Source organism: Chloracidobacterium sp. (assembly GCA_016711345.1).
Taxonomy (GTDB): Bacteria; Acidobacteriota; Blastocatellia; order Pyrinomonadales; family Pyrinomonadaceae; genus OLB17.
In genome coordinates this window covers 27,919-46,317 of record JADJTD010000012.1, presented here as the reverse complement: position 1 = coordinate 46,317, position 18,399 = coordinate 27,919, and the positions used below count along the sequence as shown (strand labels likewise).

38 protein-coding genes are annotated in these 18,399 nt (G+C 49.9%); 31 read left to right on the top strand and 7 right to left on the bottom strand.

The annotated features are described in order from the left end of the window. Positions 1 to 342 precede the first annotated feature (342 nt). The 7 genes from IPL32_20235 (at position 343) to IPL32_20205 (ending at position 3,453) form a co-directional block, all read left to right on the top strand. Complete coding sequence (locus IPL32_20235) at positions 343 to 513, top strand: hypothetical protein (protein ID MBK8468150.1); 171 nt, start codon at positions 343 to 345, stop codon at positions 511 to 513. A gap of 1 nt (position 514) precedes the next feature. Next, positions 515 to 808, top strand: a complete 294-nt coding sequence (locus tag IPL32_20230; protein MBK8468149.1) for a hypothetical protein — start codon at positions 515 to 517, stop codon at positions 806 to 808. 1 nt (position 809) lies between these two features. Continuing rightward, entirely contained in the window at positions 810 to 1,001 is a 192-nt protein-coding gene (locus IPL32_20225; GenBank protein MBK8468148.1) for a hypothetical protein, read from the top strand. 410 nt (positions 1,002 to 1,411) lie between these two features. Beyond that, positions 1,412 to 2,149, top strand: coding sequence for a hypothetical protein (locus IPL32_20220; GenBank protein MBK8468147.1), 738 nt, complete (start codon positions 1,412 to 1,414; stop codon positions 2,147 to 2,149). A 4-nt stretch (positions 2,150 to 2,153) separates the two neighbouring features. Continuing rightward, positions 2,154 to 2,342 (top strand): hypothetical protein, encoded by a 189-nt coding sequence (locus IPL32_20215; GenBank protein ID MBK8468146.1) that lies wholly within the window; start codon positions 2,154 to 2,156, stop codon positions 2,340 to 2,342. Continuing rightward, positions 2,339 to 2,779: a hypothetical protein gene (locus IPL32_20210; protein MBK8468145.1), complete on the top strand. Its 441-nt coding sequence runs from the start codon at positions 2,339 to 2,341 to the stop codon at positions 2,777 to 2,779. The genes IPL32_20215 and IPL32_20210 overlap by 4 nt, the downstream gene beginning before the upstream one ends. Before the next feature lie 74 nt (positions 2,780 to 2,853). Then, positions 2,854 to 3,453 (top strand): hypothetical protein, encoded by a 600-nt coding sequence (locus IPL32_20205; GenBank protein MBK8468144.1) that lies wholly within the window; start codon positions 2,854 to 2,856, stop codon positions 3,451 to 3,453. Between the two features lie 702 nt (positions 3,454 to 4,155). Here IPL32_20205 and IPL32_20200 read toward each other — a convergent pair. The 6 genes from IPL32_20200 to IPL32_20175 form a co-directional block, all read right to left on the bottom strand. After that, complete coding sequence (locus IPL32_20200) at positions 4,156 to 4,758, bottom strand: hypothetical protein (GenBank protein MBK8468143.1); 603 nt, start codon at positions 4,756 to 4,758, stop codon at positions 4,156 to 4,158. A 120-nt stretch (positions 4,759 to 4,878) separates the two neighbouring features. Then, on the bottom strand, positions 4,879 to 5,796 hold the full coding sequence (locus tag IPL32_20195; protein MBK8468142.1) for an IS1595 family transposase: 918 nt from the start codon (positions 5,794 to 5,796) through the stop codon (positions 4,879 to 4,881). Further along, a complete protein-coding gene (locus tag IPL32_20190; protein ID MBK8468141.1) occupies positions 5,793 to 6,140 on the bottom strand; it encodes a hypothetical protein in 348 nt (115 codons plus the stop codon). The genes IPL32_20195 and IPL32_20190 overlap by 4 nt, the downstream gene beginning before the upstream one ends. After that, positions 6,137 to 6,433 (bottom strand): hypothetical protein, encoded by a 297-nt coding sequence (locus IPL32_20185; protein MBK8468140.1) that lies wholly within the window; start codon positions 6,431 to 6,433, stop codon positions 6,137 to 6,139. Before IPL32_20185 ends, IPL32_20190 begins: the two co-directional genes overlap by 4 nt. Positions 6,434 to 6,503: 70 nt before the next feature. Next, positions 6,504 to 6,716 (bottom strand): hypothetical protein, encoded by a 213-nt coding sequence (locus tag IPL32_20180; protein MBK8468139.1) that lies wholly within the window; start codon positions 6,714 to 6,716, stop codon positions 6,504 to 6,506. 1 nt (position 6,717) lies between these two features. Next, positions 6,718 to 6,927, bottom strand: coding sequence for a hypothetical protein (locus IPL32_20175; GenBank protein ID MBK8468138.1), 210 nt, complete (start codon positions 6,925 to 6,927; stop codon positions 6,718 to 6,720). Between the two features lie 417 nt (positions 6,928 to 7,344). Here IPL32_20175 and IPL32_20170 point away from each other — a divergent pair, with 417 nt between their 5' ends. The 24 genes from IPL32_20170 to IPL32_20055 all read left to right on the top strand — a co-directional run bounded on the left by IPL32_20170 (position 7,345) and on the right by IPL32_20055 (position 17,384). Continuing rightward, complete coding sequence (locus IPL32_20170) at positions 7,345 to 7,590, top strand: ribbon-helix-helix protein, CopG family (protein ID MBK8468137.1); 246 nt, start codon at positions 7,345 to 7,347, stop codon at positions 7,588 to 7,590. Continuing rightward, positions 7,587 to 8,117, top strand: coding sequence for a hypothetical protein (locus tag IPL32_20165; protein MBK8468136.1), 531 nt, complete (start codon positions 7,587 to 7,589; stop codon positions 8,115 to 8,117). The genes IPL32_20170 and IPL32_20165 overlap by 4 nt, the downstream gene beginning before the upstream one ends. A gap of 174 nt (positions 8,118 to 8,291) precedes the next feature. Beyond that, positions 8,292 to 8,591, top strand: coding sequence for a hypothetical protein (locus tag IPL32_20160; GenBank protein ID MBK8468135.1), 300 nt, complete (start codon positions 8,292 to 8,294; stop codon positions 8,589 to 8,591). A 111-nt stretch (positions 8,592 to 8,702) separates the two neighbouring features. Then, entirely contained in the window at positions 8,703 to 9,134 is a 432-nt protein-coding gene (locus IPL32_20155) for a hypothetical protein (GenBank protein MBK8468134.1), read from the top strand. A 5-nt stretch (positions 9,135 to 9,139) separates the two neighbouring features. Continuing rightward, a complete protein-coding gene (locus tag IPL32_20150) occupies positions 9,140 to 9,298 on the top strand; it encodes a hypothetical protein (GenBank protein MBK8468133.1) in 159 nt (52 codons plus the stop codon). Continuing rightward, the gene (locus tag IPL32_20145) at positions 9,298 to 9,576 is read left to right on the top strand and encodes a hypothetical protein (protein MBK8468132.1); all 279 of its coding nucleotides are present in this window, start codon (positions 9,298 to 9,300) and stop codon (positions 9,574 to 9,576) included. Before IPL32_20150 ends, IPL32_20145 begins: the two co-directional genes overlap by 1 nt. Then, a complete protein-coding gene (locus tag IPL32_20140) occupies positions 9,564 to 9,707 on the top strand; it encodes a hypothetical protein (protein MBK8468131.1) in 144 nt (47 codons plus the stop codon). Before IPL32_20145 ends, IPL32_20140 begins: the two co-directional genes overlap by 13 nt. 5 nt (positions 9,708 to 9,712) lie before the next feature. Then, entirely contained in the window at positions 9,713 to 10,033 is a 321-nt protein-coding gene (locus IPL32_20135) for a hypothetical protein (protein ID MBK8468130.1), read from the top strand. Positions 10,034 to 10,037: 4 nt separating this feature from the next. Continuing rightward, complete coding sequence (locus IPL32_20130; GenBank protein ID MBK8468129.1) at positions 10,038 to 11,015, top strand: hypothetical protein; 978 nt, start codon at positions 10,038 to 10,040, stop codon at positions 11,013 to 11,015. Between the two features lie 22 nt (positions 11,016 to 11,037). Further along, the gene (locus IPL32_20125) at positions 11,038 to 11,688 is read left to right on the top strand and encodes a hypothetical protein (GenBank protein ID MBK8468128.1); all 651 of its coding nucleotides are present in this window, start codon (positions 11,038 to 11,040) and stop codon (positions 11,686 to 11,688) included. A gap of 2 nt (positions 11,689 to 11,690) precedes the next feature. After that, positions 11,691 to 12,047: a hypothetical protein gene (locus IPL32_20120; protein MBK8468127.1), complete on the top strand. Its 357-nt coding sequence runs from the start codon at positions 11,691 to 11,693 to the stop codon at positions 12,045 to 12,047. Positions 12,048 to 12,371: 324 nt separating this feature from the next. Beyond that, the gene (locus IPL32_20115; GenBank protein MBK8468126.1) at positions 12,372 to 12,521 is read left to right on the top strand and encodes a hypothetical protein; all 150 of its coding nucleotides are present in this window, start codon (positions 12,372 to 12,374) and stop codon (positions 12,519 to 12,521) included. After that, positions 12,509 to 12,733, top strand: a complete 225-nt coding sequence (locus IPL32_20110; protein ID MBK8468125.1) for a hypothetical protein — start codon at positions 12,509 to 12,511, stop codon at positions 12,731 to 12,733. The genes IPL32_20115 and IPL32_20110 overlap by 13 nt, the downstream gene beginning before the upstream one ends. Continuing rightward, positions 12,730 to 13,113 carry a hypothetical protein gene (locus IPL32_20105; GenBank protein MBK8468124.1) on the top strand — a complete coding sequence of 128 codons (384 nt, stop codon included), beginning with the start codon at positions 12,730 to 12,732 and terminating at the stop codon, positions 13,111 to 13,113. The genes IPL32_20110 and IPL32_20105 overlap by 4 nt, the downstream gene beginning before the upstream one ends. Beyond that, entirely contained in the window at positions 13,114 to 13,470 is a 357-nt protein-coding gene (locus IPL32_20100; protein ID MBK8468123.1) for a DUF4406 domain-containing protein, read from the top strand. Further along, positions 13,451 to 13,666, top strand: a complete 216-nt coding sequence (locus tag IPL32_20095) for a hypothetical protein (protein MBK8468122.1) — start codon at positions 13,451 to 13,453, stop codon at positions 13,664 to 13,666. Before IPL32_20100 ends, IPL32_20095 begins: the two co-directional genes overlap by 20 nt. Continuing rightward, complete coding sequence (locus tag IPL32_20090) at positions 13,653 to 14,048, top strand: RusA family crossover junction endodeoxyribonuclease (GenBank protein ID MBK8468121.1); 396 nt, start codon at positions 13,653 to 13,655, stop codon at positions 14,046 to 14,048. The genes IPL32_20095 and IPL32_20090 overlap by 14 nt, the downstream gene beginning before the upstream one ends. A 13-nt stretch (positions 14,049 to 14,061) precedes the next feature. Next, positions 14,062 to 14,247: a hypothetical protein gene (locus tag IPL32_20085; protein ID MBK8468120.1), complete on the top strand. Its 186-nt coding sequence runs from the start codon at positions 14,062 to 14,064 to the stop codon at positions 14,245 to 14,247. 111 nt (positions 14,248 to 14,358) lie between these two features. Then, positions 14,359 to 15,177, top strand: a complete 819-nt coding sequence (locus tag IPL32_20080) for a hypothetical protein (protein ID MBK8468119.1) — start codon at positions 14,359 to 14,361, stop codon at positions 15,175 to 15,177. A 24-nt stretch (positions 15,178 to 15,201) separates the two neighbouring features. After that, positions 15,202 to 15,462, top strand: coding sequence for a hypothetical protein (locus tag IPL32_20075; GenBank protein MBK8468118.1), 261 nt, complete (start codon positions 15,202 to 15,204; stop codon positions 15,460 to 15,462). Positions 15,463 to 15,521: 59 nt separating this feature from the next. Beyond that, positions 15,522 to 15,800 carry a hypothetical protein gene (locus IPL32_20070; GenBank protein ID MBK8468117.1) on the top strand — a complete coding sequence of 93 codons (279 nt, stop codon included), beginning with the start codon at positions 15,522 to 15,524 and terminating at the stop codon, positions 15,798 to 15,800. Beyond that, positions 15,797 to 16,336, top strand: a complete 540-nt coding sequence (locus IPL32_20065; protein ID MBK8468116.1) for a hypothetical protein — start codon at positions 15,797 to 15,799, stop codon at positions 16,334 to 16,336. Before IPL32_20070 ends, IPL32_20065 begins: the two co-directional genes overlap by 4 nt. A 38-nt stretch (positions 16,337 to 16,374) precedes the next feature. Then, complete coding sequence (locus tag IPL32_20060) at positions 16,375 to 17,064, top strand: hypothetical protein (GenBank protein MBK8468115.1); 690 nt, start codon at positions 16,375 to 16,377, stop codon at positions 17,062 to 17,064. Further along, the gene (locus IPL32_20055; GenBank protein MBK8468114.1) at positions 17,064 to 17,384 is read left to right on the top strand and encodes a hypothetical protein; all 321 of its coding nucleotides are present in this window, start codon (positions 17,064 to 17,066) and stop codon (positions 17,382 to 17,384) included. Before IPL32_20060 ends, IPL32_20055 begins: the two co-directional genes overlap by 1 nt. Positions 17,385 to 17,417: 33 nt before the next feature. Here IPL32_20055 and IPL32_20050 read toward each other — a convergent pair whose 3' ends face one another. Further along, a complete protein-coding gene (locus tag IPL32_20050) occupies positions 17,418 to 18,398 on the bottom strand; it encodes an IS1595 family transposase (protein ID MBK8468113.1) in 981 nt (326 codons plus the stop codon). Between the last annotated feature and the right edge of the window lies 1 nt (position 18,399).

The window sequence follows — 18,399 nt, the reverse complement described above, 5'->3', positions numbered from 1 at the left end:
AAACGGCTCAACGATCTGCAGGTCGAGATCGAAAGCGCCAGGCCTATCCGAACGCCTACATGGAAAACTTCGAGGTCGATATCTCGACGCCGAAAACTCCAGACATTTTGCGACGTCATTAATCCATGTCCCGACGGATATATTTGCGTTGGCGGCGTCGCCGTCCTGAGGCCGCCAACATGCCGCACCGAATTTGGAACAGTTACCTTGAAATGGAGTTTTGCAGATCCCGATAGAACCGTGCGTGTGAGGAAATTATGCCAGCGACCTTTGTTGATTTTGTAGTTTTAGTTGAGAACGAGGCAGGCGTGCCGACGCCGGTCGAGGATAATATCGCCGTCGGTGTTTGGAGCGAAGACCTCGATGGTGACGTGGCCGAAAGCCCGCTTTTTCACCGACGTCAACGGCGAGGTCACGGCGGTCACGTTGACGACCATCGTTGGCGACCGCGTACATTTTCGCGTTGAAAATTACAACGGACTGTCGGCAAGCGTGACGCAGATCACGATCTAAAATGTCAGATCTAATACTAAGACAAAACCTTTCAGAGACAAGCGTGCCGCTTAATCTTGTGCTGCGCGGCGTTGTAGATTACGGCGAGACCGAGGCCGTCGCTGTCGATGTTTATTGGCGATGGGAAGACGAAGAGACGATGGAGCCGCAGTTTCTCGCCAAGGGCGTCGTCAGCCAAACCATCGCAGTTCCATTCGATCCAAGGCCGCGACATTCGCCTCTTCCAAGTCTCAAAAACATCGCGATCGTCAAAAAGCGTCCGTTCCGTCAAAGAAGGCGTGCAGATCGCGGTTGACATGGAAGCCAGCCGCTTGGTTATCGGCGATCTGGCTGTGATGACCTCCGCAGAATTTGCAGCCAAGATCTCCGACGAAACAGGCACAGGCAAATTAGTCTTTGCGACCTCGCCGGTATTGATCGCCCCGATACTTGGAACGCCGAACTCAGGGCTTCTCACGAATTGCACGGGCTTTCCGCTGCGAATTTAAGCGGCATGGCGTCGTGGATGCCGTCGTTTCTTACAACGCCAAACGTCACGGATGTAAGGGTAGAACGTTCAGCGCGAACGGTCTTACGAATCCCGGCAACACTTATTTTACGCTTACAGTTTTGAAAGCTCGGCAAGTATTGTATCTGCAGCAAATTTTTCGATCAATAATTTAAACGCTGCAAATGCCGGCACTTACGGCGTTTTCGGTGAGGCACGGCAAGCGGTAGATAGAAGCGGCGGAAACGGCGTTATCTTTGGCAGCAAGTTCACCGCTGTCGTTGCTGGTAACTGTGAAACTGCCTATGGACTTTGGGGAAGGCTGTCTGTGGATGTCGGCAAGACAGCAACAGAAGCCGGTGCTGTGCTTTCGGCACAACGATCAACGGAAGCATCACGACATTTTCAGGCTTGAAACAAGAGCTTGTAAACGCCGGAACTGTTACAAACTTCTACGGCACGTTCACGCGAATACAAAACAACTCCGGCGGAACGATAACCGCCGCGAACGCTCTGCGGGTTTCGGTATTAAACAACGGCAACACCATCCCGAACTTTAAGGGCATCGCGTTTGAAGGCTACAGCGGCAGCGGTGCGATCACGAACAACTATCTGATCTATGCCGACACGTCAACGGCAAGCTATGGCTCAACGCTGAAATACGGCATTTACTTTCTGCCTGATATGCCGTCGCATCATGTCGGGAAGTTTGGGTTGGGAAGTGGCGTAACGGCTCCAACGGCTCGCTTGCAAGTTCGAGACACCGCCGCTCCACAGGTGCGGGTTGAACGCGACTCTGGCAACTATCTTGATATAGCCGTGAGCAGTGCGGGCGTCGTTACGTTCGACGCGGTCGGCGGAAGTTCAGCTTTCTTATTCGGTGACGCTGTAACTTTTACCGAGAGCATCACGCTGGCTGATGCTAAACACATCATTACCAACACGGCGAACGGATCGATAATCGCTACGTCCACTTCGCAAAAACTTGGATTTTGGGGAAAGACGCCCATCGTGCAACCAACAACGGGTGTTGCCGCAGCCACGCGAACAGCAGGAGCGGCAACCGCGATACTTACAGACGATACGTTTGACGGCTACACAGTGGCTCAGGCAATCAAAGCACTACGAAACACAGGACTATTAGCTTAAAAATATGACAAAACAAACAGGCGTATTAGTACCTCTAGACTTGGCGCAAGCCATTGTTAATTTTCTCGAGGAGCAGCCGTTCAAACAGGTCAACGGTCTTTTGCTCGGACTGTCTCAATGCCAGCAAATGGAAGTGAACGTGCCGGAACAAGAGGCAAAAGTAGACGAACCAAAAGGAGCAGAAAAACTATGAGCGACAACTATCAAGCAACATTCGCCGCACCGCTGACACGGGCTGAACTGGTCGCGGACAATCTTTATATTCCGCAGTTTGAGTTTTTACAGGAATCAGACGCACCATACGGCATCAAGGTCGGGCCGGGACGTTGGAATGACCGTCCATATCTCGCAAATTCAGGTGTTAAGATTTATCGGGCGTCGTTGTCACAAGCGGGGACGGGCGCTCCGACTGCTGTAGTTGTGGAAAATACGCTCGGCGGGACGCTGGTGTGGACGCGCAATTCCATTGGGTCATATAGGGCAACACTGACGGGTGCGTTTCCAGATGATACTAAAGTGCTTCTGTTCGCAACCTACGGGTCGAACGTCGGAAGTTACGAGACTGACGGTGTTCTCTTGAGTTGGCAATGGTCTCACGCCAATTATATCCTTTTAAAAGTAATAATCTGACCGTCGGTACTTATGCGGACTTGAATGCCAATAACTGTTCCGTCGAAATCCTTGTCTATCCATAGGAAAAAACTATGTCACAAAAGTTTTTCGCAAAATTTCACGCTCCACTGCCAACCGCGTTGTGGGTGTCAGACAATCCTTACCTCGCTGAATTTGAGTTCGGCGAGGAAAGCGACGGCGGGCGTGGCATCAAACTCGGTCCCGGCTACTGGAACGACTTGCCATATTTCACCGCAAGGGTCCAGCGGTCGTATCTCGAGACAACTATCACCTACAACAACGACGTGACGTTTGGCGATACGGCATTAGTCGGCAACGTAATGTCAGGCGGGCTTTACAAGGTCGAGCTTAACTTCCTGTCAGATAGTGCCGTATCGGAGTTAAGACTAGAATTTGGCGGCACAGCTACGCTAACGGGCAGCGGTGAGTGGATGGCTCGTTCGGACTATGGCACAGGTGAAGTGCTAAGGGTCGTTGACCTGACGACGAATTTTGGGCCGTCCGCCCTTGCCGGGGCTAGCAGCGTCTATCAGTTCGTTGGTTCTATGGAAGTCGGGCCGGATGCGGAAGACGCGGGAACGTTTTTGCTGAGAGGTCGTCAAGCCAGCGCCGACGCGTCCGACACGACGATCTTAGCAGGGGCGACGATGATTTTGACGCAGCTCAATTAGTGGTAGACATTTGGGGCGATTGTACCGACCTAGACCGCCTTAAATCGCCCCAAAACGCCCTTTGCAAAAACGTCAAAACCTCGATAAAACCTAATCAATATAGCATTTTTGGAGACGTGGGCTGTGCGTTCGCAAGGACTTGTCCGGCTATTGATAACAAAGGGGTTACGGGATTTTTATTACATTTTCGATATTTTTGGCGGGATTCGACTTAAACATCCATACGGTTTGAGACATTTTGCACAAAGCACATTAAGCGATTCTGGGCGACTGAATACACCATCCATAACTGTAAACTTCTGCTTCACAGTAACGCCAACATTGCGATGCTTACACGACTGGGTGAATTGTATTCCCGGATAGGTTTGAGCAAGAGCCTTGTCTCGTTCCTTATCTGAACCGAGATATGTAGTTGTAGAAACTTTCGTTTTCAGTGTCATTTCACCGCCTTTATCAATACGGGTCTATTTATGGGAATTATATACTTGACTCCCGTTTTTGAAAAATGAACCTATTAAGTCCAACAACCAGAAGCGTTACAAGACGAATCCCCTTGACCGAACAAAGGATGTTCGGGAGCGTCGAACGGTCAAGTCTGCCACGTCGAGCGGAACGCCGGAACGATGCAGATAGAGGCCGCCTTGTTCGTCATTAGCCGTAATTTGCTTTTCGAGATTGACCGCAAAGTGAAAATCATCAGGGTCATCTTGTTTTTTGCTCTTGCCATTCGGCGTTCGTCATAAACGGACACATTTTGCACCGCGATTTACGGGGTTCCGGCAATCCGGCATCCAAAATAGTGCGGATACACTCATCACGGGACATGGTAATTCCGTATCCCATAAGCAGAGGCCAGTTAATTTCCGCCCATTTTCGTTTAGACGGCTTACAACGTCCGATTTCGTCTCGGCTGTAACCGAGCCATTGAATGACTGGATTCTTTGGGCCGTAGCCGCGTTCAGGCTCACGCAACCAACGATAAACAACGTCACGTTTCCATTCGCCACTGCAAAAGGTTCGGAGTTGTCCCACGCCGTTGGCGGTATATGCCGGAATCAAAACGCCGCCTTTCGAGTCGTAGAGATCATGCAGAGCGTATCTGTGCGGAATAATTTCGACCGTAAGGCCAACTTTATCAAGCAATGGTTGCATGTGTTCCGTGAGATACCGCCAAGTCGAAGATGCTTCGCGTCCAGTGTCGGCGATCACTGCACGTTCCGGCACGGGCAAGCGGCCATCGACAATAAGATTGCCAATCGCCACCGATTGTTTGCCGCCGCCGTAACTCCAAATAATAGGCTTCATAGTGTTATTTCTTCTTTTTCTTTTTCGCCTTTGGCGGTTTCGGTTGTCTGTCTTTTGGCCTGTAATTCAGCACTTTATCGGTTATTTTGTCTAGCGCTTCGGGAATCTCTTTTTTCTCATTCATGCCGTCAACTCCTTATAGGTCAATCGTTTGTTAAAGGACGCGAGAACGAAGCTATCAAGCCTTTCGAGCGTGTGATATTTGACGTTTCCGAAGTTCAGCCGGAACGTAAATTCAGCAACGTAGCGGTCAAGATGCTTCGGGCTAACATGATGGTAAACGCCAGTAATTCCGCGTTTCAGCAACGCCCAAACGCTTTCAATAGAATTGGTGCTTATCAGTCCGCGTCCGTATTCACCGCCCGAATGGTTGACCGATGCGTGATGGAAATACAGTCCGTCCAGATCGCTATATGCGCCGTGTTCGTCAGTAAATACGGTCGAACCGACTTCAACGTGATTGTGGATTTCCTGTTGGATAACGGGCAAGCTGTTGTTTTTGATGTGCATTGCTTTGGTTCTACCGCCGCGCTCACGCATACCGAGAACGGCTTGCTTACCGACAGAGCCGCGTCCGCGATTCAACTTCAAATTGGCGTGTTTGTTCGCTTCCTTGCCGCCGATATAGGTTTCGTCAATTTCGACAACTCCACGAAGTTTATCAATGTCGGAGCCGCAAGCCTCACGGAGCCTTTGAAGCATAAACCACGCCGACTTCTGCGTAACGCCTATCTCTTTGCCGAGTTGGAGCGACGAAATACCCTTACGAGCCGTTACGAGCAAATACATCGCATAGATCCACTTGTGAAGCGGAACGTGCGAACGCTCAAAGATCGTTCCAGTCCGAACCGTGAAATCCAGTTTACAGGCGTTACACCGATAGTAACCGCCTTTCCGCGTGGTTATCCGTTCGCCCTTTTTGCACGTCGGACACGTTACGCCATCAGGCCATAAGCGAGACTCTAGGTAGAGCCTCGCGGATTCTGCGTCGGGAAACATTTGGAATAGTTCAAAGGTTGATATTGTGCTTTTGCTCATATAGCCCTCCATTCCTCTGCATCTGCTCGACAGTTGGGACACAGCACTTTACTGGCCTCTACGATCCATCCGTGCTTCCAAGCGGTTTTTGCAAACTGGCGAGTCTCAAAAGCACAGGCGTGTAGCAAGACGTTTTTAAGATTCTCTGTTCTGGCTTCGTCACATTCAGAGCATTCGAGAATCAGCATTCGCTTAACCGCATCCATTAAAGCGTCGGTATCTTGTTCGCCTTTCTTTGTCAGATTACCGAACTTATCCTCATCGCCTTTACAAAATTGACATATACCACAATCGCAGTAAGGGTCGTGTTTATAGCCATGCCGCTCCAATTCCTTTTGTTTCATACCTTCCTCCATTCACGGTCGCCTTCGTGATCCCCAAACCGTCCATGTAAGACGCATTGTAAAACATCTTCACAATGCTCACGGTCGTAGCCAAAGGCGGTGACAACAAACTTGTCAGACGTAAATATCAGCTCCGACGGGTAATCTGAGTGTCCGGCTCCTGCGTCCATCTCAAGCCGTTCGTTCGGGTTATCTCTGTGATGTTGTCCGACGTGAACCAGACTGAAATTGCTACACGGACACGGCTTCGCATCTATCTCCATCCCCATAAATACTCCCACTAGGCAGTCCATGCGTTTTCTGGACACGGCGTCATATAAATCATGATCCTTTTCCAAATGCCCGCATTGGCACACTCGCGGGCTATACGTTTCGATTTCGCCAGCTACTTTCATCCTCTTCCTCCTTGATTTCATCCGCTTTTCCGTTCCAGCCTTCCGCATAGGCAGCAAAAGCTACTGAGCGAACATACATTTCTGTCGAGATTTGACGCGGCGTTTCATTGATAATCCTATCAACTGCGACTCGCGCGGCATCCCGTCTTGTTTTCTGTACTTCATCCTCAACCAAACACATATTATTTTTCCTCCAAAGCCGCATATAGATCGTCCGTTGACATATCTTCCAGCCCTAGAAATTCGCGTTCGTCTGCTATCTCTTTTTCCGTTTGGAATAGCTGCGTAGCTTGGGCTTTCCATTGAGCGTCATTCTTTTGCACGTCTATCATCCGCTCCCGTATACGAACCGCCCGTTCTTCTAAAGCATGTAAGTGGCTAAAATCTGTCATTTTCATTTTCTCCTGTATTTTACTGTGGCTTCTGCAACCAACAATCAAAATATAGCAGATTTATTTGAGGGAGTCAAGTATATAATTCCCTTTTGTTTCAGAACCGGAATCTTTTGCGTTGTGAAAAGTTCCGGCTCTAGATTCTTTTCGTCGCGAATCGTTTTCACTATCAGCGAGTATACCAATCCTGACATCGTCATCCCCCTCGCATCAGCAACGATTTTTAACTCGTCTTTGACTGCCGGTTTCAGTCGAATGTGTAAATGATCGTCTTTGGTTTTCACAGTCACGAATTCATACATAAATCACCTCAAAAAGAAAAACAACACAAAATGTAAAAAAAGGTGTTGACAATGTGTATTTGAAATGTATAATCACAATGTCAACACAAATTGACCACAAAAGGGATATTTCAAAATGGGAAATAAAGACGAAACATTACACATAAAAATCCGCAGCGATGAAAAGGACGAGATTACGGAAACGGCCGAGTATCTAGACATTCCTGTTTCTCAATTCATTCGCGAGGCAGCCCGCGAAAAAATTGCGATAGTCAGGGAAAGGGCACAGTACGCCGGTATGGATGTAACCAAAGAAGGCGTGACTGTTGTCGATGGCAACGGCAAAATTCTGCAAAAACCGATAACGGGAGCGGCAGCATGAACGAAAAACGCAATCATCGCTTTACCAATCTGACCGGCCAGCGCTTTGGGCGGCTTCTTGTGATCGGCTTCGCCGGTGTCATAAAAGGAACGGGTCGATGGCATTGCCTTTGTTCGTGCGGAAATCTGGCAGTTGTTCGATCATCGAGCCTTTTGCATCGAAAACGACCGACGACCTCGTGCAAATGCCTCAATCACGAAGCAACCGGCTTGCGATCTCGCACAAACGGTCAATCATTAGGCCGCAAGCAAACTCCTGAATATCGCAGCTATCGAGCCGCAAAAGAACGATGCAACAACCCTAATCACATCAACTTTGCTAGTTATGGCGGTCGCGGCATTAGGTTCCTTTTCACATCATTTGACGAGTTCTTTGCCGAAGTCGGCATGAAGCCGACACCGGAACATTCAATAGATCGCTATCCCGATACGAACGGGAACTATCAAGTCGGAAACGTCCGCTGGGCGACGCCGACACAGCAAGCAAATAATCGCCGGCCTCGCAGAATACCGGCGACAGTAACTTAGATCGACATTCCGGCGGGATGTGAGATAGCGCCGGAGTCATGAGGGCGAGGACTCGCGAAAGCTACCATTGCCCTCAAAAGTTTGGCCGCAAGGGGCCAAGGGCAGGACGCGGAGCGGAGCAGGAAACATTGGCGTGTTTTTTCGCTTCGCGTCCTTTAAGAAAACAGGAGAATCATGACAGACGAAATAACACCAAAGCCCAAGAGAAAACGAAAAACACAGGTTGCTAAGCAGGAAACGACCGGTCCGCGTCCGGCGACCGTTACTGTCATTTTGCCGCGAAATTGCAAACGAACAAATTTGAGTGTTGACGCTCTCGACAGTAACACTCGCGATCTAGCATTGAAGACGAACATTTTGATCGACGGTGACATTCTCTTATGCCGTTCGATGAAGGTTGTCAGTCAGGGCGGCGAAGAGTGTCTGCAAATCACTGTTCGCCAAGGCTCATTCAAATTTGCAGAGACTGCGTAAATTTTCAAGTAACTCACCGCACGAGCGGCACTGTTACACATTAACGAACAAGCGGGGCAACTTAAAGTGGAATTTTTAGCGGCCTTTACAGGTTAAAAGTTGGAGATCTTTATGATGGATTCACAGTCGGTTATCAGCGAAGTTACGGCGGGGCATGTTAAGGAATTGGCGGCGAAGTATGACATCAGCCTGACGCGGATGTACGAAATGCTCGGCGATCAATGCACCTACGCAAAGACCAAGAAGCTCATTCGAAAGATCGCGATGGTCAATCCCGAAGGCGTTTGGCTGATCAAGGCGGACATGGACGCGATGTTTCTCGACCTGCTCGAAGAGGCGGGCGAGGTTTCGGTCGCGGAGCTGCACAAAGAATCGACCGAGGCCGTGCAGGCCGAGCTTGAAGGCAAGCCGGTCGCCGATCGCAAACGCGAGATCCGCGAAGCCATCGCATCGCTCCAGCGGCAGTTAAATCACCTCGACACGCTCGGCTTTTCGCCCGCCGACGAGATCGCCCGGCATAAGGACAGGAAGGTAGCGAGGTAAAAAATATGAGAACACTAATGATTGTCTTGTGTATTGCAGGATGGGGATTTAATGGCCTTTCGATGGCCATTGGCGGAATAACTACGCTGAATGCCGTTAATGGCATCTTCCATCTTTTCGTAACCGGTTTCGTTCTATTTGTGCTTTGGAAAACAAAGGACTAATGACACTCGCCCAGCTTAAAAATTCGCCGAAAGGCACGACGGAGATCAATTCGGGCGAGACGATTGATTGTCCGGCGGGAAGGCCTGAGATGAAGTTTGTCGCGGTGCATTACGAGAAAGGGCATCGCAAGATCACGCCGAGATTATTTTACGCAGCGACCGAGGCCGAGGCTCTCGAAAAAGCCCGGGAACACGACAGAAAACGAAAGGAGCAATTTACAAAATGGAAGATCAACGCAAAAACCCGAAGGCAGACCGGCGCAACGTGCGGCAAGTAAAGCCGTCGCTGTTCAAGCACATTTTATCGTGCATTTTGTTCATGGCGTTTGGTGCATTTTTTATGATGCTCTGGCTCATCGAGCCGCACGAGATCGTCGATGTTGCTGAGATCTTCTGGGGGATTCAATAGATCAAATGACAACCGCCATTCAGCAGCAGGCCATTGATGAGATCACGCATGTTTCGGGCGTTTCGGTGGCGATGGTGTGGATCTACGGGCAGATGGTTTGGGCGGAGTTGCCGGCGTTTCGGTTTATCGCTTTACGCGGGCGGCAGCAGCTGGAAGTCTCGCTGATGGCCGGACAGGTCAAACGGTACCGCGACGGCGAGTCGCAGTTCTTCCTGATCGAAATGCCCCTCGGCATGGCCATCGCACTCGACCTAACCGAATTCGTCCTGCCGCCCGACGAACTCGAACGAATGAAAAGGAATATCGACGTCTCAAGGGCGTGGTGAAATTATGGAATCAACAGCAATCCAAACAGCATACGATACGGCATCCGCAGCGCTCGCAACGCTGCCCGACAATATCGAAACCGAGATCCGGTCACTCATTCGTCAAACGAAGATCAGCGACGATCGGGCCGTCAAGGTCATGGAATGCTTCGCGGCGGACTTCCAGCCGTTTCTTGAGATCAAGGCCGAGGCTGAGGCCATCGTCGTCACAGATCCGTCACAAACCGATCTGATCGCCCGGGCGAAGGACATCGACAAGATGCTCAGCCATGTCGATAAGTCTCTCACTGAACGTCACAAAATCGAAAAAGAACCGCTTCTGCGGCCCGCTCAACTGCTCGACGGAATCCGTCGGACGTACAGCAACGCCGTCAACAAAGTTCGCGATCACCTCAAGGCCCAATCAACCTACGTCGAACGTCTCGAAAAAGAACGCATCGATAAACTCATCACCGCACGCAAAGCAAAACTCGCGAAATTCGAAGCCGCAGACATGCTCATCGTCGGCCTCGGCACGATACCTGACGACCAGTTCGAGGTCTATTTGCTCGGGGCAAAAGCTGCTTTTGAAACTCGAAAAGAGCAGGAACGCATCGAGGCCGAGCAGCGTGCGATTGACGCCGAGGCAAATGAAAAACTTCGACAGGAAAACGCACGCATTGCCGCCGAGAAAGCCGAAGCCGACGAAAGGGCTCGCGAGGCTGATCGCAAAGCAAAAGAAGCCCAGGACGAACTGGACAGGATCGAACGCGAGAAGGCCTTGGAAGCCGAGCGGCTTGCTGCCATCGAAAAAACCAAATCTCTCGCCCCGGATAAAGAAAAATTATTGATATTTGTTGACGAGCTTCGGGCGATCAAACTGCCGATGCTTTCGTCACCAGAAGCCGACGGACGCCTCAGTTATTTTAATCGGGCTTTTCAATCGGCCATCGACAATCTTGAGACCGCCGCCAACGAACTCACGGGCGACTGTCCTTTTTAACAAAACAAACAGGAGAAAAATCATGTACACAGGAACAGCAATGGAAACAAGATCAGCGGCGGACGATCCGAGAAACACGGACCTCGTTCACAGAGAACCGAACGGCGGGGCTTTGGTCGTCGGGCAGGAAATGTCGCCCGAGATCTTTAAGGCCCGGATCGAACGCGAGCAGCAGATGCGGGATATTTTGAAAGACTATGTGCAAAAGAACATGAAGGAAGATCATCACTTCTCGCACAAGCTCGGCACGACGACGCTCGCAAAACCGATGCTGCTGCAGGAAGGCACGCGGAACATCTGCTCGCTTTTCAAGCTATTTTTTGGCAATCCGGAAACGACCGAGACATATCTCGACGGCGATCACTTTCGCGTGCGGGCACACGTCAAACTTTACAACGCCGAGGGCCGTCAGATCGCTTCGGGCGACGGCATCTGCTCGACGCGTGAGAAAAAATACGCTTACCTCACCGGCGCGAGGCTTTGCCCGGAATGCGATCAGCCGACGGTCCGCAAAGATAACAAAACGCAGGGCGGCGGATTTTACTGCTGGAAAAAGACGGCGTTTCGAACGGCTGCGGTGCAAAGTTTGCCGCAAACGACGAACGCGTCATCGGACAGCAGACGGGCCGCGTCGAGAATCCCGACAAGGCCGATCTCGAAAACACCGTCTTGAAAATGGCGATCAAACGAGCAAAGACCGCCGCCGTCTGCGATGTGCCGATGGTGTCCGAGATATTTGCACCGGAAGACGACGCGACGCCGAAACCGGAAACACGACCTTCGACCGCAGCCCGCCCGTCCGCGACCAACCAAACGCGACCTGCTCAGCAGACAGCTTCATCGCCTGCCGAGCAGGGCACGTCTTTGTCGGACGACGAGGTCACGGCTTTGCGTGTTGATGTGAACGAACTGCTCAATCTGAAATTCGCCGGTGACGTGGACGAGATCGCGAAATACCTTAACGGGCGAAACGTCGATGTGATGCTCGCGAGCGCTTTGCAGGCGATGAAGTCAGCACTGGCGGCGTTGTAAAACAAGTTTCCGGTGAAAGGCCGCAGAAGCCCGAGGCGGCAACGAGTCGAGGGCGTAGCTGAAACGATAAGATGACAATCCAAAATCTTTCACCGGATTTAATTTTTGACAAGGTTGCGTGGGTGCAGTTGTAACTCGAAAGCCCGCCGAACTCGCCAATACACTGACCGGAAACAGGGCGAGCGATGCCACGCTTCGGCGGCAAAATTTGAAAAAGTTTCGGCTGATCAACATAGGCCGAAATAGCCGATAACACCTCCAAAGCCCCGGCGGTCTGTTTCGGCGATGACAGGACTCACCGCCGGGCATTGATTGAGGAAAAATATGAGACGAACAACTGATATTTTGCGGCCTTGCCGGTGCATCACTTGCCGGCAGGACATTCATCCGAGGGCGATCTTGCTTGCTGCGGTGATCCTTGCCGTCGCCATCGTCGCCGCCGGACAGATTACGGAGTGGAAATGGATATTTTAATTCACGTTGCTTACATCGGCGTCATTGCGGTGCTTTCGTCTGCCGTCGCTTTGCTGGCATGGCGAAAACGTGTCTGGAAGCGTCGAGCGATCGCGGAAAATCCCGGCTTCTGGCACGCCTTTCGAGCCGCCATCGCTGACGAGACGAACCTGCCAAAACCGCCGAAAGGCAAAGACGACTGGCCGAACAGGATCGAGGTTAAAGACAAATGAGCGAAATACACATTCAGCCGTCAATGTTTGATGAACGCATGATCTATATTCCTCCGCCCGGTGCCGATCCGACCGCTTGTGTGATTAACGGCAATCCGCGTCAGGCGGTGATCGACGCGGCTTTGGATGCCGCTCATGAGGAATGGAAGGCGGCTTATGAGCGATACATCCTGACCTTTGCGTCGGTCGCTCACGAGCCTTTTTCGGCTGAGGATGTCCGCTTGCGGTACGAGCAAAGCCACGGCCCGCAGACGAAGAAACAACAGGCCTCCGGCGGCATCTTTCAACGTTTGCAGAAGCAAGGCAAACTCATCGCCGTCGGCAAAAAGCGTTCTAAAAAATACGGCAACGATCTTACAAGTTATAGGAAGGGAATCTAAATGCAGATCTATCTGGCGGGCAAGATAACAGGATTAGACGAAGACGTCGCGTTTCGACTATTTGAATCGGCCGAGGCGTTCATTGTCGCAAAAGGACACACGCCGCTTAATCCGATGAAGCTGGTCGATCAGAAGCCAGGGCGTGAGTATTTTGAATATTTGTTCGACGCTTTGCAGATCATGATCTTTCAGGGCGAGGGCGTTTATTTTCTATCGAACTGGCGCGACTCGAAAGGTGCCCACATCGAACACGCTTTGCCGAGATCTTTAATATTCCGATCTATTACGCCGCGTCCGAGCTACCCGTCAGCAGCGACCGGCGGCCGGAGAAATAAATATGATGGCAAAGATTTGTGATTTTTGTAGGCAAGCAAAAGAAGGCATCCCTGCTGCATCAATGATGGCGATTGAAACAACATTTAAGGGGCAGGCAGTATCGGTTGCCGTCCTGCTTGTTGGTAACCCGCCTGTAGATTGTTGCCCTGAGTGTTTTGAAGAGATCGTTCCGCAGGCTTTTCAAGAGCTAAACAATAGTAATAATGCCGCAGCCTAACGCCGTTAATTTAGTTTTGCCGACGCCGCCGGCTTTGAATCACTTGCATTTTTCGCGGGTGGTGACGCCGAAGTTTGGTGGAAAAAAGGCTTTTGTGCAGCGTGGGCTGACCGCTGACGGCATCGCTTACAAAAACGATGTCGCGAAAGAGGCAAAGCGGCTCGGCATCGTTCCGTTTGTGGGTGATGTGGGCGTGACGATCAAGTGGTTCAGGCCGCGAAGGGTCGGCGATCTCGACGGCATCTTTAAGATCGTGCTCGACAGCCTGACGGGCTTTGCCTACCACGACGACAAGCAGATCAAACGCCTGCGTGCCGAGCGGTTCGAGGACAAACTCAATCCGCGTGTCGAGATCGAGATCAGGGCGATGGGGCTTTGTTAGAAAAATGGAGAATGTGAAACATATCATCAGTCTGGGAGCAGGCGTTCAGTCATCAACAATGGCTTTAATGGCGGCACACGGCGAGATCACGCCGATACCAGACTGTGCGATTTTCGCTGATACACAGGCCGAGCCGCAAAGCGTGTACACATGGCTTGATTGGCTTGAAAAGAGCTGCCATTTCCGGTGTATCGAGTAACTAAGGGGTCTCTTGCAGTGGTCTCGACCACTATTCGAAGGTCTAAAAACGACAAACTTTACACGAATGGCCAGCCGCCAGCATTCATGATGCTTCGACGCGGTAAAAATAATGGCAAAAGGTGACTGGTTTTTTAAGTTTGAACTACCGGCTTGGCGAAAGCCGAAGGTGAGAATGTGTTCGCTCGCGACGCGCGGTTTTTGGCTGGAATGTATCGCAATTATGCGCGAAGCGGGCAACCCGGAGATGAAAGGAACCTATGAAGATTTTGCGAAAGCGACGGGATGTTTTCCTGACGAAGCAAAGAGATGTATTGCGGAACTCAAACGCTACAACACGGCCGATGTAACGCTTGTAACGCTTCGTAACAAAATTGTAACGCTCAAATCACGCAAGTACGCGAGAGAACTTAAAGCTAAAGAATTGAGTAACTTACGAGTCCAGAAATTTAGAGATAAACAAAATGTAACGCCTGAGAAACGCTTATCAGAAAGAAGTAATAAGAAAGAAGAAATAAAAGAAGAAGAAAAGAGGGAGGCGTCGGCCAAGCCGACCGCACCCGCGAAGAAGTATCATCCGGCCATCGAATCGGTCAGAACGATCACCGGAAAACTGCCGCGAATAGAACTCCACGAAACGATCACCAGCGGGCTGGGAAGCGAGATCGATATGGACAAGCTGCGTGAATGTCGGACGGCCTGGGTGGCACGAGGCTACAATCCCGGAAACTTCGCCTGGGCTCTCGAATGGTATCGAAACGGCATCCCAACCCAAAACGGCAGCGGAACCAAAACCGAAGATCCCGGCAAACGATGCGACGCCTGCCGCGATACCGACGGCAGAATTTACGGAACACTCGAATCATGGCCCTGCGACAAATGCCGCCCGCAGGCCTACAAATCATGGCTCAGATCACGAGGCAAGGTCTGAAATAACGACGACAGGAAAAGTAATATGAGCAACCAAAACAAAGGCGACGAGGCGAAGTTGGCTTGGAAAACGTGGATGAATCACGTCGAGCCAGAGGTTTACGCAAAAGCAGGCGAACAAGATATATTCGTGGCAGGCTTCGACGCCGGACAGCGAGCGAAGGCGTTGGAGATTGCGAAGCTGAAAATAGCATTAGCCGACGCCATCCGCTGTCCGATGGGCGTGTGTCCTGATTCAGCGGTTGGGCTTTTTAACGGTCGAGGAGTTACACGACGCGGAAAATAGACGCATTGAGGGAAAATCGCCCGCGTGTAAATACATCGAAAAACTAAAGGAGAACGAAAATGGATAATCGGCGGAAAGTCCAAAAGGAAGCAATAAAATGGATTGATGATACTTTTGCGGCACAGGGCGCTGAAACGCCAAAGAACTATAATCCGAAACATATCGACATGGCAGACTTCGCACTCGAACGCGAGAAAGCCCTCATAGCGACGTTGAGGGCGCGGGTGGAGGCGATGAAAGCCCGTAAAGACGGCGATGAGGACGGTTACTATGCTCAGGGTTATTTGGAGACAAAAGCGGATTTTCGAGCAATCCTAGACGAAATGGAGGCTGTATGAACGAAGCAAAGATCGAGACGATTTTGGAGTGTATAAAGACAATTCCGCTAGACGAGACTGTGTATCGCTGCCCGCAGTATTTGCACTTAGAAATAGGCTGTACTCGTATATGTGACACCAACGACCTCAAATCTCTAGCCAACGAACACGCCGCCGCGATGTCCGAGGTCGCGATTCTCAAAGAGAAAATTGAAACATCAATTGCCGTTCTCGGAAGAGTTGATGCGGCATTTAACGGAGTCGAGGATTTAGGTATAGCTGATGACGTTGACACTTTGAGACGGCAACTGCGAAAAGCGATAACAAAAGACACCGAGCCTCAGCCGTTCGAGGCACTGAACCCGCAGGGAGGAGAACGTGATGAAAATGACAAACAACAAGAACTTGCTGAGCGCGTGGAGTTGTTTACCCGATCCGCTCATAATCCGATAGGCGTTCTAATGATGGAACTGTTGTTAGAAATTCTTGAACAATTGATAGCAATACGGGAAAGCACTAAAAGGGTACGTGCTTATACCCTCAAGGGAGGTAAATGAATGATTTTATGTTATATTAACATTTTTGGTCTTTTCTTATGCAAAATCCGCTTGCCAATAAGCCTCTCACGCAGGGCGTTCTCGGCAATTTTATCTTTCAGGTACTTTGGTATGCAGGAGGTGTGGCAGTGACTACACTTACCGGATATTCTGCCTACGTCAAAGAATTGCCGCTTTGGGCAGTCAGTCTTATTTCTGTTTCTACTCTTTGTGCAACCGTGTGGCTTTTGAACGGCCTGATCTGGTTGAAACAGTGGCGAAGCGGTCAAGCCACAGAAAATGGGGATTCAGGAAAAGGGTTATCAATCTTACCGGACGCCGAGCCAGATGATGAATTGCGAGGTCGTTATCAAGCTGTATATGCCGAAAATGAGGGGCGGAAAACGGAAATTGACACGCTTAGCGCAAGAATTGAACGGCTTAAAGAGAACCACAAGCAAGACCTGCGGGAACAACAAAAAGAAATTGATGGGCTGAAGCAATCTCTGGTTCGGGCGGGCGATAATTACACTACATTAGAGGGGCATTATGAAAGCAAAAAATGGCTATATGAATTAGCGGCATCCCACGCTCAATTTCCTGAATGGTTTGTTACCATTCAGCCCACAAAGGCGTGGATTGCGGATAGCGGTAAGCACGGAGTTTTAGATTATATTGCTTTTACTTTGAAGATCGTAAACCATTCAGTTTTCGACATTGCCGTTGAAAAGAATTGGGCGGTGATATAATGTTTAGAGGTAAAGGCTTGAAAAGACTAAAGTTTGTGGATAAACCGCCAAAACAATTACAGAATAATGAGGATACAGTTCTAGTGATATACCAAGAATTAGACCCTAGGGAAAGAGACTTTATTGAAGAGGGGTGGCAGGAATTTACTCAAAACAAAGATGCGTCAGACCTGAATTTTCACTTCTCAAAACTACAAATTACAATAAAAGGTAGTGATAAATTTCCAGAGGTGGCATCTAAACAGTTAGTTATAGGCGATAGCGTGCAGGCGAAATTTAGTGAATTACGAGAGAAATTATGGTCAGTGAACGCACCGTAAAAATAAAACAAAAAGAAGACGTGAAAAAGACTTCTAATCAGGCCGTCCAAGAAATCTCGGAAGCCGACGAAGAAATGTTCTCGCAAGAGGATTTTCAGGACGCCTTAAAAAAAGGCTAGTCAACGGATTTGCGAACCTGACCAAGAAACTGAAGAAACATAGGCGTTTCGTCGTTTCGGCGGTTGTAACGAAACGCGTATTCATTGACATAGCTTTGTAGATGCTGACGGCTCGTGTGCCTGTAAACGCCTTTAATGCCACCTTTGAGGATTGACCAAAAGCCTTCAATGGTATTTGTATGATTTTCGCCTTGCACATAAACCCGTTTACCGTGATAAATGCGGTGGTGGGTGTAGCCGTGATCTTTGACTTTGTTGTAGGACTTCCATTCGTCGGTAAATACGGTCGATTGAGTCTCGATAGAATTGCAGACAAAATTAAGTAAGGTCGGAGCGCTTCCTCTGGGATAACTTTCGTTTTGACTTTGCCACCGTCACGCTCTACGGCTCCAGCAACGACGGCTTTGGTTTTGGTGTTGCGACCTCTGATATTTGTGCCGATGTGCTTACCGCCTATGTATGTTTCGTCAACTTCAACTTTTCCGGTCAGTTTGTCGGCGTCGGATTCGTCAAGCATAGATCGAATTTGCTTAAACATACGCCAAGCGGTTTTATAGGTAACGCCTAATTCACGTTCAAGCTGTTTAGCTGATATGCCGCACCGTGTTGAAGCCATAAGAAAGACGGCATAAAACCAATCGGTCAAAGGCGTTGTTGATTTGTGATAGATGGTTCCGGCGGTCGGGTGAACGTGATGACCGCAAATTTGACACGAATAGCTTCGGCGTGAGGCTACTTTATGGTGCTTGGTGATTTTCTCGCACTTTTTACAGGTGATACCCTCTGGATATAGCAAATCTTTGAGATATTCGAGACAGGCATCATCGGTCGGAAATTGATTACGAAAATCTTTGACCGTATATCGCTTCATTTTGGGTTTAACTGCTGCTTTCATA

Excerpts from the sequence above, each read along its gene's own strand:
- IPL32_20230 (MBK8468149.1), top strand. The coding sequence starts at position 515 with ATGTCAGATCTAATACTAAGACAAAACCTTTCAGAGACAAGCGTGCCG.
- IPL32_20225 (MBK8468148.1), top strand. The coding sequence starts at position 810 with ATGGAAGCCAGCCGCTTGGTTATCGGCGATCTGGCTGTGATGACCTCC.
- IPL32_20215 (MBK8468146.1), top strand. The coding sequence starts at position 2,154 with ATGACAAAACAAACAGGCGTATTAGTACCTCTAGACTTGGCGCAAGCC.
- IPL32_20210 (MBK8468145.1), top strand. The coding sequence starts at position 2,339 with ATGAGCGACAACTATCAAGCAACATTCGCCGCACCGCTGACACGGGCT.
- IPL32_20205 (MBK8468144.1), top strand. The coding sequence starts at position 2,854 with ATGTCACAAAAGTTTTTCGCAAAATTTCACGCTCCACTGCCAACCGCG.
- IPL32_20200 (MBK8468143.1), bottom strand. The coding sequence starts at position 4,758 with ATGAAGCCTATTATTTGGAGTTACGGCGGCGGCAAACAATCGGTGGCG.
- IPL32_20195 (MBK8468142.1), bottom strand. The coding sequence starts at position 5,796 with ATGAGCAAAAGCACAATATCAACCTTTGAACTATTCCAAATGTTTCCC.
- IPL32_20190 (MBK8468141.1), bottom strand. The coding sequence starts at position 6,140 with ATGAAACAAAAGGAATTGGAGCGGCATGGCTATAAACACGACCCTTAC.
- IPL32_20185 (MBK8468140.1), bottom strand. The coding sequence starts at position 6,433 with ATGGACTGCCTAGTGGGAGTATTTATGGGGATGGAGATAGATGCGAAG.
- IPL32_20180 (MBK8468139.1), bottom strand. The coding sequence starts at position 6,716 with ATGTGTTTGGTTGAGGATGAAGTACAGAAAACAAGACGGGATGCCGCG.
- IPL32_20175 (MBK8468138.1), bottom strand. The coding sequence starts at position 6,927 with ATGACAGATTTTAGCCACTTACATGCTTTAGAAGAACGGGCGGTTCGT.
- IPL32_20170 (MBK8468137.1), top strand. The coding sequence starts at position 7,345 with ATGGGAAATAAAGACGAAACATTACACATAAAAATCCGCAGCGATGAA.
- IPL32_20165 (MBK8468136.1), top strand. The coding sequence starts at position 7,587 with ATGAACGAAAAACGCAATCATCGCTTTACCAATCTGACCGGCCAGCGC.
- IPL32_20160 (MBK8468135.1), top strand. The coding sequence starts at position 8,292 with ATGACAGACGAAATAACACCAAAGCCCAAGAGAAAACGAAAAACACAG.
- IPL32_20155 (MBK8468134.1), top strand. The coding sequence starts at position 8,703 with ATGATGGATTCACAGTCGGTTATCAGCGAAGTTACGGCGGGGCATGTT.
- IPL32_20150 (MBK8468133.1), top strand. The coding sequence starts at position 9,140 with ATGAGAACACTAATGATTGTCTTGTGTATTGCAGGATGGGGATTTAAT.
- IPL32_20145 (MBK8468132.1), top strand. The coding sequence starts at position 9,298 with ATGACACTCGCCCAGCTTAAAAATTCGCCGAAAGGCACGACGGAGATC.
- IPL32_20135 (MBK8468130.1), top strand. The coding sequence starts at position 9,713 with ATGACAACCGCCATTCAGCAGCAGGCCATTGATGAGATCACGCATGTT.
- IPL32_20130 (MBK8468129.1), top strand. The coding sequence starts at position 10,038 with ATGGAATCAACAGCAATCCAAACAGCATACGATACGGCATCCGCAGCG.
- IPL32_20125 (MBK8468128.1), top strand. The coding sequence starts at position 11,038 with ATGTACACAGGAACAGCAATGGAAACAAGATCAGCGGCGGACGATCCG.
- IPL32_20120 (MBK8468127.1), top strand. The coding sequence starts at position 11,691 with ATGGCGATCAAACGAGCAAAGACCGCCGCCGTCTGCGATGTGCCGATG.
- IPL32_20115 (MBK8468126.1), top strand. The coding sequence starts at position 12,372 with ATGAGACGAACAACTGATATTTTGCGGCCTTGCCGGTGCATCACTTGC.
- IPL32_20110 (MBK8468125.1), top strand. The coding sequence starts at position 12,509 with ATGGATATTTTAATTCACGTTGCTTACATCGGCGTCATTGCGGTGCTT.
- IPL32_20105 (MBK8468124.1), top strand. The coding sequence starts at position 12,730 with ATGAGCGAAATACACATTCAGCCGTCAATGTTTGATGAACGCATGATC.
- IPL32_20100 (MBK8468123.1), top strand. The coding sequence starts at position 13,114 with ATGCAGATCTATCTGGCGGGCAAGATAACAGGATTAGACGAAGACGTC.
- IPL32_20095 (MBK8468122.1), top strand. The coding sequence starts at position 13,451 with ATGATGGCAAAGATTTGTGATTTTTGTAGGCAAGCAAAAGAAGGCATC.
- IPL32_20090 (MBK8468121.1), top strand. The coding sequence starts at position 13,653 with ATGCCGCAGCCTAACGCCGTTAATTTAGTTTTGCCGACGCCGCCGGCT.
- IPL32_20080 (MBK8468119.1), top strand. The coding sequence starts at position 14,359 with ATGGCAAAAGGTGACTGGTTTTTTAAGTTTGAACTACCGGCTTGGCGA.
- IPL32_20075 (MBK8468118.1), top strand. The coding sequence starts at position 15,202 with ATGAGCAACCAAAACAAAGGCGACGAGGCGAAGTTGGCTTGGAAAACG.
- IPL32_20070 (MBK8468117.1), top strand. The coding sequence starts at position 15,522 with ATGGATAATCGGCGGAAAGTCCAAAAGGAAGCAATAAAATGGATTGAT.
- IPL32_20065 (MBK8468116.1), top strand. The coding sequence starts at position 15,797 with ATGAACGAAGCAAAGATCGAGACGATTTTGGAGTGTATAAAGACAATT.
- IPL32_20060 (MBK8468115.1), top strand. The coding sequence starts at position 16,375 with ATGCAAAATCCGCTTGCCAATAAGCCTCTCACGCAGGGCGTTCTCGGC.
- IPL32_20055 (MBK8468114.1), top strand. The coding sequence starts at position 17,064 with ATGTTTAGAGGTAAAGGCTTGAAAAGACTAAAGTTTGTGGATAAACCG.
- IPL32_20050 (MBK8468113.1), bottom strand. The coding sequence starts at position 18,398 with ATGAAAGCAGCAGTTAAACCCAAAATGAAGCGATATACGGTCAAAGAT.